This is a genomic window from Pedobacter sp. L105 (genome assembly GCF_009765875.1).
GTDB lineage: Bacteria > Bacteroidota > Bacteroidia > Sphingobacteriales > Sphingobacteriaceae > Pedobacter.
In genome coordinates this window covers 99,966-117,293 of sequence record NZ_LMUP01000002.1, presented here as the reverse complement: position 1 = coordinate 117,293, position 17,328 = coordinate 99,966, and the positions used below count along the sequence as shown (strand labels likewise).

At 33.7% G+C, this 17,328-nt stretch carries 18 protein-coding genes; 7 read left to right on the top strand and 11 right to left on the bottom strand.

What is annotated here, in order from left to right:
* Positions 1–195 precede the first annotated feature (195 nt).
* Positions 196–897: a type 1 glutamine amidotransferase domain-containing protein gene (locus GSQ84_RS01735; protein WP_158795529.1), complete on the top strand. Its 702-nt coding sequence runs from the start codon at positions 196–198 to the stop codon at positions 895–897.
* Positions 898–1,104: 207 nt separating this feature from the next.
* On the opposite strand, the gene GSQ84_RS01730 is transcribed toward GSQ84_RS01735, so the two are convergent.
* The 5 genes from GSQ84_RS01730 to GSQ84_RS01710 all read right to left on the bottom strand — a co-directional run bounded on the left by GSQ84_RS01730 (position 1,105) and on the right by GSQ84_RS01710 (position 5,191).
* Positions 1,105–1,677: a Crp/Fnr family transcriptional regulator gene (locus tag GSQ84_RS01730; protein ID WP_158795528.1), complete on the bottom strand. Its 573-nt coding sequence runs from the start codon at positions 1,675–1,677 to the stop codon at positions 1,105–1,107.
* Between the two features lie 503 nt (positions 1,678–2,180).
* On the bottom strand, positions 2,181–2,567 hold the full coding sequence (locus GSQ84_RS28315; protein WP_158795527.1) for a DUF4870 domain-containing protein: 387 nt from the start codon (positions 2,565–2,567) through the stop codon (positions 2,181–2,183).
* 172 nt (positions 2,568–2,739) lie between these two features.
* Positions 2,740–3,177: a hypothetical protein gene (locus GSQ84_RS01720; protein ID WP_158795526.1), complete on the bottom strand. Its 438-nt coding sequence runs from the start codon at positions 3,175–3,177 to the stop codon at positions 2,740–2,742.
* Between the two features lie 37 nt (positions 3,178–3,214).
* Positions 3,215–3,706 carry a hypothetical protein gene (locus tag GSQ84_RS01715; protein ID WP_158795525.1) on the bottom strand — a complete coding sequence of 164 codons (492 nt, stop codon included), beginning with the start codon at positions 3,704–3,706 and terminating at the stop codon, positions 3,215–3,217.
* Positions 3,707–4,777: 1,071 nt separating this feature from the next.
* Positions 4,778–5,191 (bottom strand): response regulator, encoded by a 414-nt coding sequence (locus GSQ84_RS01710; RefSeq protein WP_158795524.1) that lies wholly within the window; start codon positions 5,189–5,191, stop codon positions 4,778–4,780.
* A 504-nt stretch (positions 5,192–5,695) separates the two neighbouring features.
* Between GSQ84_RS01710 and GSQ84_RS01705 the strand changes: the two genes are divergently transcribed.
* Together GSQ84_RS01705 and GSQ84_RS01700 are read left to right on the top strand one after the other, a co-directional pair.
* Complete coding sequence (locus tag GSQ84_RS01705; RefSeq protein WP_158795523.1) at positions 5,696–7,300, top strand: ISL3 family transposase; 1,605 nt, start codon at positions 5,696–5,698, stop codon at positions 7,298–7,300.
* A gap of 168 nt (positions 7,301–7,468) precedes the next feature.
* The gene (locus tag GSQ84_RS01700) at positions 7,469–7,627 is read left to right on the top strand and encodes a hypothetical protein (protein ID WP_158795522.1); all 159 of its coding nucleotides are present in this window, start codon (positions 7,469–7,471) and stop codon (positions 7,625–7,627) included.
* Between the two features lie 398 nt (positions 7,628–8,025).
* On the opposite strand, the gene GSQ84_RS01695 is transcribed toward GSQ84_RS01700, so the two are convergent.
* Entirely contained in the window at positions 8,026–8,499 is a 474-nt protein-coding gene (locus GSQ84_RS01695; RefSeq protein WP_158795521.1) for a very short patch repair endonuclease, read from the bottom strand.
* A gap of 102 nt (positions 8,500–8,601) precedes the next feature.
* Between GSQ84_RS01695 and dcm the strand changes: the two genes are divergently transcribed.
* A complete protein-coding gene (gene dcm / locus GSQ84_RS01690) occupies positions 8,602–9,888 on the top strand; it encodes a DNA (cytosine-5-)-methyltransferase (protein WP_216848845.1) in 1,287 nt (428 codons plus the stop codon).
* Here the strand turns inward: dcm and GSQ84_RS01685 are convergent.
* The 5 genes from GSQ84_RS01685 to GSQ84_RS01665 all read right to left on the bottom strand — a co-directional run bounded on the left by GSQ84_RS01685 (position 9,869) and on the right by GSQ84_RS01665 (position 14,760).
* Positions 9,869–10,711: a TdeIII family type II restriction endonuclease gene (locus GSQ84_RS01685; RefSeq protein ID WP_158795520.1), complete on the bottom strand. Its 843-nt coding sequence runs from the start codon at positions 10,709–10,711 to the stop codon at positions 9,869–9,871. The genes dcm and GSQ84_RS01685 overlap by 20 nt on opposite strands.
* Before the next feature lie 357 nt (positions 10,712–11,068).
* Entirely contained in the window at positions 11,069–12,151 is a 1,083-nt protein-coding gene (locus GSQ84_RS01680) for a DUF262 domain-containing protein (protein ID WP_158795519.1), read from the bottom strand.
* Positions 12,148–12,732, bottom strand: a complete 585-nt coding sequence (locus GSQ84_RS01675; RefSeq protein WP_158795518.1) for a hypothetical protein — start codon at positions 12,730–12,732, stop codon at positions 12,148–12,150. Before GSQ84_RS01675 ends, GSQ84_RS01680 begins: the two co-directional genes overlap by 4 nt.
* Before the next feature lie 181 nt (positions 12,733–12,913).
* Positions 12,914–13,882 (bottom strand): nitrilase family protein, encoded by a 969-nt coding sequence (locus tag GSQ84_RS01670; protein ID WP_158795517.1) that lies wholly within the window; start codon positions 13,880–13,882, stop codon positions 12,914–12,916.
* Positions 13,883–13,944: 62 nt separating this feature from the next.
* Positions 13,945–14,760, bottom strand: a complete 816-nt coding sequence (locus tag GSQ84_RS01665; protein WP_158795516.1) for a DUF6597 domain-containing transcriptional factor — start codon at positions 14,758–14,760, stop codon at positions 13,945–13,947.
* A gap of 309 nt (positions 14,761–15,069) precedes the next feature.
* Here GSQ84_RS01665 and GSQ84_RS01660 point away from each other — a divergent pair, with 309 nt between their 5' ends.
* Genes GSQ84_RS01660 through GSQ84_RS01650 form a run of 3 tightly spaced genes read left to right on the top strand, consistent with a single transcriptional unit; the run spans position 15,070 to position 16,163 of the window.
* A complete protein-coding gene (locus GSQ84_RS01660) occupies positions 15,070–15,408 on the top strand; it encodes a hypothetical protein (RefSeq protein WP_158795515.1) in 339 nt (112 codons plus the stop codon).
* Positions 15,409–15,436: 28 nt separating this feature from the next.
* Positions 15,437–15,790 (top strand): hypothetical protein, encoded by a 354-nt coding sequence (locus GSQ84_RS01655; RefSeq protein ID WP_158795514.1) that lies wholly within the window; start codon positions 15,437–15,439, stop codon positions 15,788–15,790.
* Between the two features lie 13 nt (positions 15,791–15,803).
* Complete coding sequence (locus GSQ84_RS01650; RefSeq protein WP_158795513.1) at positions 15,804–16,163, top strand: hypothetical protein; 360 nt, start codon at positions 15,804–15,806, stop codon at positions 16,161–16,163.
* Positions 16,164–17,328 lie beyond the last annotated feature (1,165 nt).

Below are 17,328 nucleotides of genomic sequence, written 5' to 3'. Positions count from 1 at the left end.
ATATAAATGTATTAAACAATACTAATTTATCAGCTCAAAATTCTGGTGTAGATAAAATATGATCTTTATCACATTATCACCTGCCTGTTTTAAATGTGATGTAGGTCACCCACATTTCTTCTTCATTAGCTGCAAATTTGTAATGAAATCAAACAGAGGATCTTTTTTTAACACGAATAATTAAATAGAAAAACAATGGAAAATTCCAAGTTTAAGGTACTCATTGTACTTACTTCTCACGACGAATTAGGTGATACCGGAGAAAAAACAGGCTTTTGGTCGGAAGAATTTGCAGCTCCATATTATGCACTTTCTGACGCTGGCATCGAGATCTCCCTTGCATCACCTAATGGTGGCAAACCTCCAATAGACCCTAAAAGTCAAATGCCTGATTTTCAAACTGAACAGACTAAACGTTTTGATGCAGATAAAAGCCTGCATGAAATATTAGCACATACCCTTCCGCTGGATGTAGTGAAAGAAGAAGACTATGACGCCATCTTTTATCCTGGTGGTCACGGACCGTTATGGGATCTAACCTATGATAAACGCTCTATTGCTTTAATTGAAAAATTCCTGGTGGAGGGTAAACCTGTAGCTACGGTATGTCACGCGTCATCGGCATTGCTGTATGCCAAAACTCCAAAAGGCGAACCGGTGGTTAAAAATAAAGAGGTAACGGGATTTTCCAATACAGAAGAAGAAGCAGTTCAGTTAACTGATGTAGTTCCCTTTTTGTTAGAAAATGAGTTGAAAATACAAGGAGGAATTTATAGTAAGGCGGCTGACTGGCAAAGTCATGTACTGCAAGACGGCAACCTGATCACTGGCCAGAACCCGGGTTCATCTGCTGCTGCGGCAGAAAAACTAATTGAATTATTAAAAAGCAAAAATTAGGTCAGTTGCTGTAGGCAGCCATAACATTAGCCGGATGTTGAAGTGATGAACATTGATCGAATTAACGAAGCCTGTGGGCGTAACCTGGTGGTTGGGGCGTTACCATTTCGTATTTGATAATGTAAAACTGTAATATTTTTTATATCAAAGCCGCGTGATGTGCAATACATTTGCGGCTTTTTTTGTTTACCCGAATGTGAGACTTCATCAATCGTTGTATAAACGGCTTAGCGTTTCCCTCGAAACGCCCAGGTAGGCTGCAATCAGCTTTTTTGGGACAATGTTATACAATTGAGGATACATGCTTAACAATTCTTCATAACGGTGCCGGGCATTGTTGTTCATAAATGATAACAGCCTTTTTTGCGAGGCCACGTAACCTTTATTTACGCGCCAGCGAAAGAAGTATTCTAGCTGATAAATTTCACGGCAAAGTTTTTCCCTATCCTCAGCACACATGACCAATACTTCAGTATCGGTAATGCAATCCAGGTTTACGGTTGCCAGATCTCCGCTATATAGCGCACCATAGTCAGATGCCCACCAGGTAGACATGGCAAACTGAAGGATAAACATTTTTTGGTCGTCGTTCAGGTAATAGGTTTTCAGGCAGCCATCCAGCACGAAATACTCTACGTTTACCTGATCACCTGCACTGATTATAGTTTGTCCTTTTTTAAATGATAAAGGTTTGAGGTGTGAATAGAAGTAATCAAACTCGTCGTCTGTCAAGGTTATGGTTTTAGCGAGATGTGCTTTTAAAATATCCTGCGGCTTCATATAATGAAAAGATTAGAAAAAAACTAAGATAGACAACTGCGGCATGCATCACAATAGGTAAGAGATCATTTTGAAGGTGATCCAGGTTGCAAGCTATTTTTCCTGTTTTAGGCCGTTCTATGTTTTTTGCCAATGTCAAGCTTAACCTTTTAGAGACGCCTATAGTTGTATTATGTTTTACATGGCACAAAGCTAACAGGGAAGAAGATTGAATTTCTGGCTTTTTTAAATGAATCATTCTAAAATAGAACAATTTTGGCAATTTGAATAATTGCGATGAGCCGATTAAATTCTCTAATCGGCTCAAATATCGGGGAAATATGAGCCGATTAGGAGATCTAATCGGCTCACGCTGCGTGAGAATAAATTAGCGTTGATGTGAAAAATGAACCTGCCGGCTTAATAAATAATTAGTTATTCATTTGAATATGTGAAGATTACACTCCTTAATAAATTGTTAGGCCAATATTGTAGATCTGACTTATTTGGTATAGGCCTTGGCTTTATGGAATTAACCTCAAAGCAGGATAAAATACCTGTTTACCCATATAACATCTTATGGTATTCAAGATAATGAAAAGGAAATTGACTGCGTAAAGCACCTGTATACAGGTTATTATTTCCATGGCGGGATTATTATATGAAAGATGTAAGGTAGGGATTACGTAGGTCATGGATAATAAGTAACAGATCAGTAAGCACCAAGTTATTTGAAAGTTCAACAGCCTTTTTCCTACTTCATTGACTTCTCTGTAGTTGTCTCTGGTAAAGATCCATATGGCCAGTGGCACTATAATTCCTAACCAAACGAATTGAAAATAACATAACGCAGAAATATTGATTAATACCAATATCCAAATCTCTTTTTTTTCCTGATTAGACCACTTCATTTTTTGATTGGTCTGCCGTTAAGAAAGACCGATCAAAACTATTATGCGGAATTAATAAATAAAAATCTCTAGCAGATTTTAATAGAGAGTAAAATGATTTGACAATAATTATTTTGTTCATCAGAAATTACGATTTCAAATTTTCTTCTACTGCCTCTCTTGTTTTAAATCATTATTTTAAAGTATTTAAGTTTGAATCTAATTTTTCCTCCATTTTATCAACATTCTTAATTCCATATGCTTCATTATAAGAATTATTGGTGCGAATGTTGTTTTTCAAAGTTTCATAATATTCAGCTGGTAATCCTTTTGCCAGGCACTCTTGCTTTGTCAATTTGAGTATTTGACGGTTGTTTTTAACAACTACGCCGTTAGTTAATACATCAACTATTACTTTTGCCAATTTTTTTTGTTCGGGAGTACGAAGGCTATCTGGAATTCTACCGAAGAATTTGTACTCATTGCCTTCTATATCCAGATATGTTGTATCTTTCATTTTAGCGTTATAACTCGTGTATGTGACGCCGTTATTTGTTATTTTTTTGCCATCATTATTTTTGCAAGAACTTATAGTTAGAATATATAATCCAACTAAAATTATTATTTTCATATGTTTAAATTATTGGGTGTTAAAAAGAGTAATTGAATTATGTATGCATTGCTTGCCAAATACAGCTTCCTCCATTTGAGTCGGAGGTTTGAAAAGTGATATTTACTGTAATATTAGAAGCGTCAATAGGAACATCAAGTGTTGCGTAGGCTACTGGTGTTGAACCGCCAGATCTGGAAACCCAATCTCCAAGCGCTTTTGTCTGAACTGTCCATTGCGGTCTTAATGCTGCGCTAGATTCATATCTAAACCTCACAAAACTCGTAATAGGCGGAGCAAAAAAAGTAGTACCAACTTGATACTGGTCGTTAGCCGATAATGTGCCATGTGGTAAAGTGCCGCCAGATCCATCACCAGTACTTTCACCACCTCCGCTACCAGTACCAGGTGAAGTTGGACTAGTACCGCCTCCACCGGTACCACCACCACCTGTTCCTCCACCGCCACCGCCACCACCGGGATCAGTGATAGCGCCGAACAAGATGATATGTGTTTTGTTTCTTACTGGATAAACTCGTTGATTTTTCATTGTAATATATATATGGTTTTTGCATCATTTATTCAGGTTTGGCAATTCCTTATCCTGATTTACCGAAGTCAGGAAACTTTAAATACCTTACAATATTAGGTTTTGATAAATTAAATTTAATAGTAAATTTAGTTTATAATAATCTGATATACAACGACATTTGTCACATTTATAAATCAGTTAGTTTGCGGATACCCTACTAATTTCATGCCTTTTTCGATAACTTTAGGCATTAAGCTTTGTCACATGATGATGTGTCAAATAATGATATTATCAGAATTTTTATTTTTAAAACGTATTAGCTTCGGAGTATTATTTTCTAAATAAAATTTCGATTGATAGAATTGGTGCTGATGTCCACATCTAAATATGTTAATGTTTGTAAATTAGTTTAACAAATATTTATCACGAGTGGGGCCAGATGATCTTAAAAAGAGATTTTTGAAATTGAAAATTTTGCGTTTAAAGGGGTGAAAGATAACTTAGGTGGATGACCATATGATGCTTTTATCCTACGGCAAGATCTAATTTTTTAGTTTTAAAATCATTGATTAACAGATTCTATAGGACGAATTATAACTTTCCGAAGTCTTCAGGCCAGGATTTGATGTTTTTGATTAACTCTTTGGCGAGTTTGGTCTGTTCTGGAAACAGGTCCTTTCCGGTCATCTTGATTGAGTTTAAAATTCTTCTATCTGACTTAGATAGTCTTATAACATTTTGTGGATTTTTTTCTATTGTTGTCATCAGAGTGGTATTATAATATGTTATTCAAGTCTATGCGAATGTTGTATAGCATTAATTGAATTGTATATTGTAAATATATGTTGTTTAAGTGAATTAAATATCTAAATTTAATCAATTTAAACATATTTTATTTTTAAATATCTTTTTTAGTAATATTAGAGGGAATTGCCGCTAGTTATGGCATTCCTTTAAACAGTAAAAGATGGATGAAAGAATTTATTGCCAATATTTAGTTGCTGACTTGATGCGGAGAACTAGTAATCGCTAATTTAGGATTATTCGATTAACTGTTAACTAGTAGATTAAACGTGAAATAATAAACTGTTATGGTTCCACTGTTTGGGAATTAATATTTTCGAACAATTGAACAAGGTGATCAATTGAAAGTGGTTTAGAAATAAACCCTTTAACTGCTTTATAGGTTTTTGCCCTTTCTATATCATTTTCATAAACAGAAGAAGAAAGCATGTACATGTCGATATTCTTTTGGATATTTAAATTTGCATAGGAATCTAGAAATTCCCAACCATTTAATATGGGCATATTTATATCGATAAGAATAAGATCTGGAAGATTTTGATTTTTATCAATGAATTGTTTCAAATGATCTATAGCAAGCTGGCCATTTGTTTTTGAAGTCATATTTGTTTCATAACCAGTTTTTTCAACTATTTTCTTGATTATAAATATATTAATATCATCATCGTCAATTACTAACAATTCAATTTTAGTACTCATTGGATACGGATTATTAAAACGAATTTGTATAACAATGGAAAATACCATTTGTTTTTGCAATTCGTAAACGCCATATGTTTACTCGAACAGCTGAGCTTTTCTCTATTACCCTTTCACTGCTATACCGAAAGTCTTAAAATATACGTCACAAGATTATATGAAACTATAATTAGTAATTAAATTAGAATGAAGCGCACATTTTAAAATCTCTATAGTTAAACATTTAGAATGTTTAACTAATAACTATATATACTATTTCTTGTAATCGGTAATTAAAACTGGTTCTTCGTCAATTTTGATGCAATGACATGAATTTTGGATTCAAAGATAAATACTTGTCAATCAGCATGTTTATTGTCATTTTCTCTTGTTTTACATCTCATTTTTCCGTAACTTAAAGGATTGAATAACAGATATTTAACCTTGATTCTACCTCACACATTCCACCAAAATCTTGCAGCTTTGTGTTATGCTGACTGCAAGATCAAAATATACCGGTCAGAAATGGAAAAATCGATAATTAGGCTATTTGCCCAAAGACCCGGAAAGCATGCCCAATGTCCTATGTGCTTGAAGAATAGCCACACTGTACGATCATTCTATTTCAGAACTCTAATAGACCTTCCTATGGTCGGTAATAAGGTTTTTATCATCCTTAAGATACGCCGCTTCGCATGTAAAAACCTGAAATGCCTTAAGTTGATATTTTCAGAACAGTGCAATGATATTACTAAGCCATATTCTAGACGGACTGAAAGAGCCACAGGGTATTTAAGGCAGATCCTTATTGAAATATCATCAAACAAAGGCGCTTACTTTTCTAAACTGATGCAAATTCCAGTCAGTAACAATACTTGCCTCAGATTAATTAAATCTATGATTATGCCGGTATATGATAATCTGTTGTGTGTGGGCATAGATGATTGGGCAAAACGAAAAGGAATGAACTATGGATCGATCCTCGTTAATGCAGAAACTGGGCGCACCATTGATCTTCTAAATAGTAGGGATTCGAACGATGTTATAGATTGGTTTTCAGCTCATCAAGAGATTAAATATGTAACCAGGGATAGAGCGACATCTTATGCAAGTGCAATTACAAAATCAATACCTGCAGCAAAACAAATCGCAGATAGATTTCATTTAGTAAAGAATCTTGGTGATGCTATCCATGAAGAAATCAGACTCGAATACGGCCATTTGAAGCAGATTGCCAAAAATCTTTCCGCTGATGCAAAGATAATGTCGTCCAACACAGCAGGTGTGGATGCTCATGATGACGTTGGTCCAATTAGTGAGCCGGGTATTTCTTTATACATAGCTGAAAGACAAGAGAAGTTTCAGTTAATGGTAAAGTTAAAAAATGATGGACATAATCTAACTGACATTGCCCGGAGAATGCAAATGAACTGGCGTTCGGTGAAAAAATATTTGACATCATCACTACCATCGATCAAAAGGGAAACACGTGTAAATTATAATAAATATATGAACCAAGTCAACCACATGGTCAATTTGGAAATCAATCCTACAGCCATGTTTAAGTCGCTTAAGGATCTCGGCTTGAATTGTTGTGAGCGCTCTTTTACCAGGTGGTTTACAATAAAGTTCCCTGCTTACCAGCACAAATGGAACAGGGCATGGCTTCAACCATTAGAAAATAAAAAACCTAGCATTTGGATCAATTATATTCCTCCTTTAAAAAAGCTAACGATATTTATAACGAATCCGGGTTATGGCGTTTCAAAAGAGACGGGCGAGTGCTCAAAGGAAAAAGAAATTGTGGATGAAGTAGTAAATAAAGTTCCTATTCTGGCCAGCCTTCGTAGAGCTTACATCGACTTTAGGACAGTTTTGAAAGGAGGATGCCCCGAACAATTAGATGTGTGGATAAAAGAAGTTCAATTAATCGGTAGGAAAAAAATAGATCGCTTTTGCAATGGATTGAAGAAAGACATTCTAGCCGTGAAAAATGCCATTATTCACAACTGGACTAACGGGTTAGTCGAAGGATGTGTAAACAGGTTGAAAAACAAAAAGCGTGAGATGTATGGTAGATGCGGATTTCAATTGCTTAGACGGAAGGTTTGTCTTTCAGTAATGGGATGATTGCATCAAAATTGGCGAAGAACCAATCTTAATTGCCAAAAATCCTGCATTATTAGTTACCGACTACATTTCTATTGTTATATTATTATTTGTATTAAAATTCAAAGATTTGGTTTATTAATTTTATACTGTTTTTAATAAATAGTGTTTATTTAATATTTTCCAAGTATGGGGTATAAATTATTTGATATTAATGATCGAGAAGTATTTCATAAGGATTTGCAAGAAAAGGCACCATGGTGTGCTGATGGAGAAAGATTTGAAAATGTTTTTATAAAAAAAATATGGCGAGATATTTTCAATAACTATAAATCCAGAAAAAATTAATAACAAATTTGCTCCTGATCTTAAAAATAATTCTAACAATATGCTTGGAGATTTGAAGACACACAGAATACTCCATTTTTTCTAGCCAAAAATAAATACAATTTAGATCCTCAATATACTGTAACTTTTAATGTCAAAGATTATGAAAGGTATCTAGCTTACTATCCGGACTTAGAGATCTATTTTTGGGTTTCTTGGTTATCGATTAGATTCGAAGGGTCGGAAAATATCAAAGTTGATCCGATGGAAGGGATTTGGCGAATTAAGTTTCTAAAACTTGTTGAATTGGCTAAATCAGCACCAGTGCATTCATATATTCAAAGGTATAACGATAATCAAGGAAATTCAAAAGATAGCTTTCTTTTAAATTTACAATTGGAACCTTTCGAAAGGATTTTCTAATGGTTAGCAGTTTCAATATATGAAACTATTTTTTGGAGGCAACCGCTCAAGTCTTTTTTAATTTCATGTTCCCAAAAACGTAGTACATGAAATCCTAGCTCTGTTAATTTCTCTAAATTTTCAGCATCTCTCTGCATGTTCCTTTCAATTTTTGGGATCCAAAACGCTCTGTTGGTTTTTATTTTACCTTTCTTTTCTCCCCAATTGTAACCATGCCAGAATTCTCCATCTACAAATATGGCTAGTTTATATTTTCGCATTAAAATATCTGGTTTGCCAGGAATGGCTTTTACGTTAATTCTATATTTTATATTTAAAGCCCATAAGGCTTTTCTCAAAATGATTTCTGGTTTCGTGTTCTGGCCTTTAATTTTAGCCATTGCCAGGCTTTTTTTTGTGGTTGTATAAAACCCATTCGCCTCATTGAACCTAGGAACGGAAATTCTGTCTATTTTATAGTCCTTAGCCATAGGTAAATATGAAAATGTGGAAAACTAAAAATATTAGTACTCTTGTTATTGTGCAATGTAAATATATATTTGTAACCATGTATAATGTTGCCTAATGTGGTTATGAAAGATAAATATACAATAGATGAATTTGCAAATTTAATTGGTAAAAGCAAAGATACTCTTAGAAGATGGGATAAAACTGGTAAGTTATATGCATTTCGTGAGCCTATGAGCAATTATCGATATTACAAATCTGAACAGCTTTCAATCTTTGTAGATGAATTAAATAACAGTGAAGGCCAAAATCAAAAAATGATTTCACCGAATAAGAATTATAGCGTATTAGAACTTTTTGCAGGAGCTGGAGGCTTAGCAATTGGATTAGAACAAGCTGGTTTAAAATGTAAGGCATTAAATGAGATAGATCATTGGGCAGCAGAAACATTAAGGCAAAACAGGCCTAATTGGAATGTTGTTGAAGGTGATATAAGAGGATTATCATTTGCCCATCTTAAAGATGAAGTTGATGTTGTTACCGGGGGGTTTCCATGTCAATCATTTAGTTATGCTGGAAAAAGATTTGGCTTTGAAGATGCTAGGGGAACTCTATTTTATGAATTCGCAAGGATTGTAAAAGAAGTAAACCCTCCTATATGTATTGGGGAAAATGTTAGGGGCTTGCTAAATCATGATTCAGGTAAGACTTTAGAAACTATGATAGCCATTCTTGATGAAATTGGTTATCGTGTTTTATCTCCTAAGGTTCTTAAAGCAGTTAATTTTAATGTTCCGCAAAAGCGTGAACGATTGATATTAGTAGGAGTGAGGAAAGATATTGATATTGATTTTGAATACCCTAAGCCTTTTAAAAAGATATATAATTTGAAAGATGCTTTAAAAAAAGGTGAATTATTTGACTGTGATGTTCCAGATTCACCAGGGACTAAATATCCTGCTTCTAAAAAGAAAATATTAGATTTAGTTCCCCCTGGAGGATATTGGAGGAATCTTCCTGTAGAGCTTCAAATGGAATATATGCAAAAAAGTTTTTATTTAGGTGGCGGAAAAACAGGAATGGCACGTAGGATAAGTTGGGATGAGCCATCGCTTACATTAACTTGTAGTCCGGCACAAAAACAAACTGAGCGCTGTCACCCTGATGAAACCAGGCCATTTACTGTTAGAGAATATGCGCGTATTCAGACTTTCCCAGATGAATGGAAATTTGCAGGGCCTGTGTCCGCCCAGTATAAGCAAATTGGAAATGCTGTTCCCGTTAATTTAGCTAAAGAAATAGGTTCATCATTGATTACCTTCTTAAATCAAGTTAATTTGAATAAAGTTAATTCAGATATTATAGATTGCGAATTTGTTGAAGAGTATCCAATTAGATTTGATCAGGTATAGGGGCAATTATTTCTTTATTCCTATCAAATACAATATCTAATTGATTTTCCAAAGATCCTTCGATGTATATATCATTAAATGATTCCTTGATTAATTGAAATGTATTTGTATAACCGGATAAGAAATCCCAGAATTCATTTTCTACCCAACCTTCTTTTCCTCTTTCTAATGGCTTTCCGGCGCCCATCGTCTTTTTCCAAAAATCCTCGCCGTTGTGTGGGTTATAAGGAAATACAATTCTGGCTTCGGCATTACCAAGGGGATTTTGAGAATAGAAATATGCATACCAATTAAGAATTTGTGAAAGGAATTTATTATAATTTCCGACATTCGGCTGAACTGTTTTCGTGTCAAAAAAATAATTAATACCGTCTTTCTTTAACCAAATGTCTACTCCAAAGCCTCTAGGTGCGTTTTCGAAATTAGAAATTGGCGTTACTATAAATTGTTGGCAAAAGTGTTTGATGGTATCATGACTAGATCTCGCATCATACATTCCAGTATTAGCAACCCTGGTCGCTATTATAGTTTGTAAAGTATTAGCTAAAACTGAAGGCATATTAGTCGGTGACTGTAAATCCTTATTTATAACATCGAAACCATTTCCTGATGCAATTTCTTTAGCTAAAGGCTCCCATAAAGTTTTTCCCATTGCTGTTTCTAAGCCCCCAACTATGGATCTAATTTTTCTCTCTTTTGGCATTAAAAGATCTAAAATTTGAAATTTTCTTACCTTTTCTTCTTTTATATTTTTGTCAAAATAATTTACTACACTTTTAATAGTTGCTTTTTTTATTATTGATTTAAGTATGATTTCATCCATATTGCAATTTACAAAATTATGTAAATGTATTTTAATTTTTTTTTGCACAAATAAAAAATAGTATTTTGAATATAATTATATTTAATGTGTAATAGATTCGGGTAGTAGCCTACTGTTAAGAGTGTAAAGCGGTGATCGCAAAGAAATGCTATTCAATAAATTTCGTAATATGTAAATTTCATGGTGTCAGTCAATGAAACGGAAATTAGAAGTATTAGGAGTGAACAAATTTTTAGAATAGATTTGTAAATTTCATCTTATATATGGAAAGAGATATAGGAATAATACCCTTACTATAGTTGAAGATGAAATATGTACATTTATAATAAATAAGAATGTACTAAGTCAGTTTTCTAATTACGGTAGTCCTGGAATAAATGATGTATTTATGATATGGTTAATATATCCATTTCTAATCTCCCGTTCCTTCTTATTATTTACAGCTTCTGTAGCAGCAAGCTTGTAATCCTCTGGAATATTTTGTGCGAATTGTTCTAAGTTTTCCCTAAAAGTGTTTTTATCAATACTGAAAATTACATCTATTTTTTTTGCAAGAGCCACGATTAGCGAGAAAATGTTTGACTTATTATACCAATAAGATTTTGGTTTTAGTTTTAGTGCCAAAATAAATTCAGCTGTTTTCTCCAAATTAATGACTAGATCGTCTTTTAATTGAAAATCTATGGCATAATCATTTAATAAATCGTTAGACTTTTCATTCCTGTTAAAAAAATCTGTTAATACTGTAGACATAATATTTAATATATGCATTAGATGTGCCTTTTTCGCCAAATCTCTTGTAGTATAAACGCCTTTTTCAGTAATTAAATTCTGGAACTTTAAAACTCTTTGTTTCTTTGCCCATAAGAAATAACTCTCTGGAATATTAGGATCCTCTTTGAAATCTTCGTTATTAGCGTCTACAAACAAATCGATTTGGTTTGATAATAATTTTGCAACTAACATGTAGTCAGAAGTAGAAAATTCCGAAGCCAGTTTTTCAATCGTTGTTAATGAATTTGAAGTCCTATTTATTCTCTGAAATATTTCCTGTACTTTTGGGTCGTCATTCTCTAAATCAAGTTCAATTACTGCAATATCATATTTTAAAAAACTAGATTGTTCATCCTCCGATAAATCACGATAGAACTTACCATCAACATCAAATTTGTTCTCAATAAACTTTATAATTGCATTACTTCGCTGTTGCCCGTCTACTATACAAGAAACGTTGGTCATATCAATTACGTTAACCTTTCCTTTAGAAATAAAGATTTGGGGAAATGGATATCCTAGTAGGATAGTTTTTATAAAATCTTTATTGTGTATTTCCCTCCAAACCAAATTTCTTTGAAAATAGGCATCTGGGATCAAAGTCCTTTTTCTTATATCGTTAACTAAGTTTAATAAAGATACTGACCGTACTCTGTAATCAATCATATTGGTTTATTTGAAATGTGATCGTTAATTATTGAAATTTGTTTTTGCTCAAAATAGATCTGTGAAAAATAAATTCCAGCATTAATTGTTGAAAATAGATCTTTGTGTTTTGTGGAGAGTCTGCCAAAAAAATTGAACCAATCAGCTCTTTCCGTTCCGACTGGCATCATATCAGGTCTAAAGATTCCTTTTGCTATATACTGAGTGTAAGAATTAAATGTTGGTCGATTAGATCTAATAGGAAAAACTGTTTGATCACGAAAGCCGTCGCTTAGCATAAAGGCTAACTCTGAATAACGTCTAAAAAGTTCAGAGTCAATAATTGCTATGTCCAAATCAGAATACTTTGGTGCAAAAGGAGTGTTCTTGTGAAAACTTTGTCCTGTTTTTGCTGATCCTACGACGTGCACATTATTAATCGGAATTTTAAAATATCTACTTATCTCATCTACAATTATAAATTGTCTTTCTTCTTCGCCAATAAGAGCCATCGTTGGATAAGTTAGATAGACCTTTCTTATTATCTCATTATGAGGAAGATTTTCTAATAACCCTTTATCTATAGCTTCTACATGCGTCATTTTTGAAAAAAAATTACTTTAAATAAAGTCTTCTTATGTTACTCAATGTTTTAAACTTCATATAAGTTATATTGGTATTGTCCACAAGATAATCTTTTTATTTAAAAATGGAAAGAAAAGGTATCTAAGGTAGATAATCAAAACAGTTAATGTATTGATTTTTTGTAATAGATATTTCCAGTTATTTCTTCAATCGTATTTGAGCTTTAGCAAGCCAGGACACATTTAAATATGAATGATGTGCCTGGCCTAATATGTTTTTATATAGCTCAGGTCGTCTTGCATTAATATATCGCCTGCCACCAGCATTTTCTAATTTTTGTTCGGTGATCGTCCCCACAGTAATGCCGTCACCAAGAATTCTGCATTCGGCAATAATTTCACCATACGGATCTATGATCATAGCGCATCCGTTTTTTAATTGATCGTCATCCATTCCAATAGGATTTGCAAATACGCAATATATACCATTATCATATGCTCTTGCAGGTAACCATCTTAACAGCCAGTCGCGCCCTTTAATTCCATCAAACTCTTTTCTCAGCGGCTCAGGGTCATGATGTCTATTTTCCCAAAGCTGGGGGTCAACAAAACCGGCGCCTGGTCTTGGAGAGGGGGTACACATGGTAACATGCGGCATAAATATGATCTGTGCTCCCAATAAAGTTGTAGCCCTCACGTTTTCAATAACGTTATTATCATAACAGATAAGGATTCCACATTTCCACCCGTACAAATCAAAAACGGTATATGAAGTTCCAGGAAGAAGGTTAGGATTTATAAAAGGGTGTAATTTTCTATGTCTTGCAATTAAGCCCGTTTTATCAACGCAGATATAAGCTTTATACAAATTGTTGTCATGATCTTTTTCAAATAGACCTACAAGAATGGCAATATTGTATCTTGCCGCGTATTGGGTTAGTTCAATAATACTAGCGCCGTCAGGGATATATTCTGCAAGATCCAGCATTTGGGCTTTTGATAAATTACGTGCAAAAGTATAACCCGTCAAACTGCATTCGTGGAATGCAATAACATCTGCTCCGTTTAAAGCAGCCTCTTTTGAAAGGCGCTCAATGCCAGAAAGATTGTACTTTTTATCCCCGCTTTTATTTTCAAATTGTGCCGTTGCTATTTTCAGTTCTCTCATATCTGATAGCAAAGCTACCTGTTGATAATGAATTAGAAATGTACAAACGAGACATTCGAATATTATTGCTGAGGGAACTCCAGTAGATTAAGCGCAAGGGCGTTAAATTCCCCAATATATTGACGCTGGGTTACACCTGTAATCTTTTTAAAGTCTTTGTAAGCATGTGAATGGTCATAATAACCATTTGCATATGCCATATCTAAGATTTTTTTGTTTTTGTTGTCTCTCAGGTCTTTCAAGTACATATTCAGTCTGACAATCTTTGAAAATTGCTTTGGAAAAATCCCTATAGTTTCCATAAATTTTCGTTCAATGCTTTTTCCGCTATAACCTGTGTAACTGACCAATTGATTAACACTAGCCAATCCTTGATGATTAACTATAAAATCAACTGATGCGATTACAATAGGCTGGATTTTAAGGGTGTGTCCCTTCAATAGCTGTGTTAAAAACGATTCAATAATTTTAATGCGCTGCTGCAAACTTTGAGATTCCTGTAATTGCTCAGTTACCTCACTACCTGCTGATCCAAAAAGCGTTTTTAAATCGATAATCTTATCAATGAGTTCATTGGCAGGTATTCCCAAAAATTGATGCAGGCCGTGGGGATGAAATACAATAATTAGTAAAGAGGTTTCATTGATGCAAAAGATATCTTTAAAGCTGTTGATCTGACCATAAACCAAAGAATCAGGCAGATAATCTACTTGATTGAATGTACTCGACCCTGAAATAAGCTTATTATGAAATGAAAATACTATCCCAGTGTTTCCATCGGGAAACAGACGGAATTTTTTAATATTCCTGGTATTGCTCTCAACAAACAGATAGTGCTTAATTAGATGGGAAAGTGGCTTAGAGGGTAGTACTTGCATATTTTTCTCATTATGATGCCAAAAACAAAAATAAACTACAATTTTAAATATTTGGTGTAAAAAAAAGACATATCTGATAATTATTTTTGAGATATGGGCAAAAATAAAAACACCAAAATGATTGAAAAAATAGTTGGTTAACCTTCTACTATAGGCATAAAATTTAATGTTAATTTTCTGGTAAATTTAATAGAAGAAAAATGCATTTAATTGATTGTTTTTAAATTGTTTTAGCTTTAAAATGTCTCATTCTTACAGCTTTATGTTTCGCACATCTTTTAATATTGCATCGGAAACAATGCTCTATTTATGAAAGAATATACTATTGAAATGAAGGTATTGGAAAAACCTTCTATCATTGGAATTGCTGGTTTTCTTGTTGATTCAGCATATGACCCCAGCACCCCAGAAAGCGTACACCATAGAACAGCCCAATTGTATTACGTTGGGTTCCTTGATAAAATTGAAGAGGCGGTGTTATCATATACCATCGTTCAGGTAGTGGAAAATGAGATTAAGCAGTTTCGATCCAATGTTAAGGAGCTGGCGAAGGAGTTGAAAAGAATTGGTACCAAAAAGCAAGTAAACGAAATTCTAAAAACTATAGAAGCCTTTATCAGACAGGCAATTTTAAAAAACTTTAATTGATTGAACCAATTTGAAAAATCTAAATCCAATGGCATATTTTATTGAGAAAGAGATCATATACTCTAATGAATACATTTTACTTTATGTATTCATTAAAGATAATGAACTGGAGAAATTTGAGTATAAAAATCCAGAACATGAAAAACGAAGCCTTACATCGTATTTTGTTCCGGAAAAAATCACAGAAGATCTAAAAAAATTTGGTATTGACCAGGTAGTTGAAAGCTATCAATTGGTTTACAGGTTAGAATTTGAAGAGACAATTGATTACTTCAGGCAAATTTTAAAAGTAAAAGAACTTCAGGAAATAATTGATTTTATGGATTCCAAAATAGAATTTAACATCTACACCTGTATTGATATAGACGCTTACTTAAACTAAGGAAAAGGATCTTATGGAAGATTTGTATACCATCAAGTATCGTTTGTATAGTACAGAAAGCAGGGAAGGGATTTTTGTTTTTCTTGCGAACTCTAAATATCAGGACGGTGATCTGAGAAAGAACTTGAACTGTTCAGAGTGTCTTTCATGGGTTGCTTCTCTGGAAAACCTTAATGAGTTCATCAACCAAGCTGGTAATAATAAAGAATTAGTCAGCAGGTTTATTTTTAAAATGATCAGAATAAGAAGTGAAGCTAAAATAGAAAGATTGTACCATCTGTATACTGGAGAAAATGTAGAGCTGATGCTGGAAGTACTGGAGTTATTTATAAAGCTAACAGTAGTTGAAGATTATTTTAAGGCCGAAATTTAAATATTAAACCGTTTAAGCAGGTTTCACGTCTTTTTTTTAAATAACCTTTAAGGCATCAAATTATTGAATTTCTAATAATATTATTTATCTCACCTTTAATAATAATTATAAATAAAATAAGTTTTGTTTTGTGATATTTTATCGAAATAATCTGTATATTTGTATTGTAGTGATTAAGTCTGAGAGACTGAAGCACATTATAATTATTGATGGTATTCTATCAAAGAAACTTTGCATCAACAGACGTGAGAATCTATAAGCAAGCAAAGTTACGGATGATAAAATGCCCAATTTCCTTACCTTTGTGTTTAGGGATATGGGCGTTCTCCGTACTGCTTGCTAAGAGAATTCGTTCTCGCCTCTCTCACGGGGTGTTGATGCGTACGGGGAGCGACCATATTTCATTTTTGCTCCCCTTACAGGTTTCCTTGCTCAATGCCCTAAAACGTAAAGCAATGGAAAATCAAACTCACAGTGTATTCTTTTTTAATAGCGTTTTGAATGCCGGAAAGTATTACGCAGGACTTTCCATGTTGTTTCGCGTTTTCAATTCAACTAAAACCAAATCTCCTCTACACTTTAAGCCGCCCACTTAACCTTTCATTTCTAATCTAATTTTTTACTCATCAATAAATTAAAAACAAGGATGTTATCCTAAAGGCCTTCCTATGTCCAAAAATTAAAAAAAGGAAATAGGAGAGGGGAAAGCCAGCCCTAACAATTCTGGTCAACTAAATATATACCACAATGCAAATTAACCCGATCCATTCATTTAAAAACATCATCAAACCACCAGACTGAAGATGAATGCACAAGCGGCCGGGCATTTAGGTTGGTTACTGGTAATACATACCGGCCGCTGTGCATTTTGATACTATTTCTTACCTATTACAAGACCTTCTAAATCCTCCAAATAAAATTTAAAATCTCAAAAAATGAAAGCAAAAAACCGCTTAATGGGCTTATTATGCCTAAAGATATCGTCTGTTAATGGAGTATTAGCTTTCCTGATTCTACTGAGTAATTCTTGCTTAAACCGCCCTGCAATGGCACAATCGAAAAATACAGCTAAGCTCATCATCATGGCTGCTCGTTGCCGTCACCTACACAAAAGTTCACTTAAAATATCAAGATGAACCGCTGATTAATAAACCTTAAAAAGAAA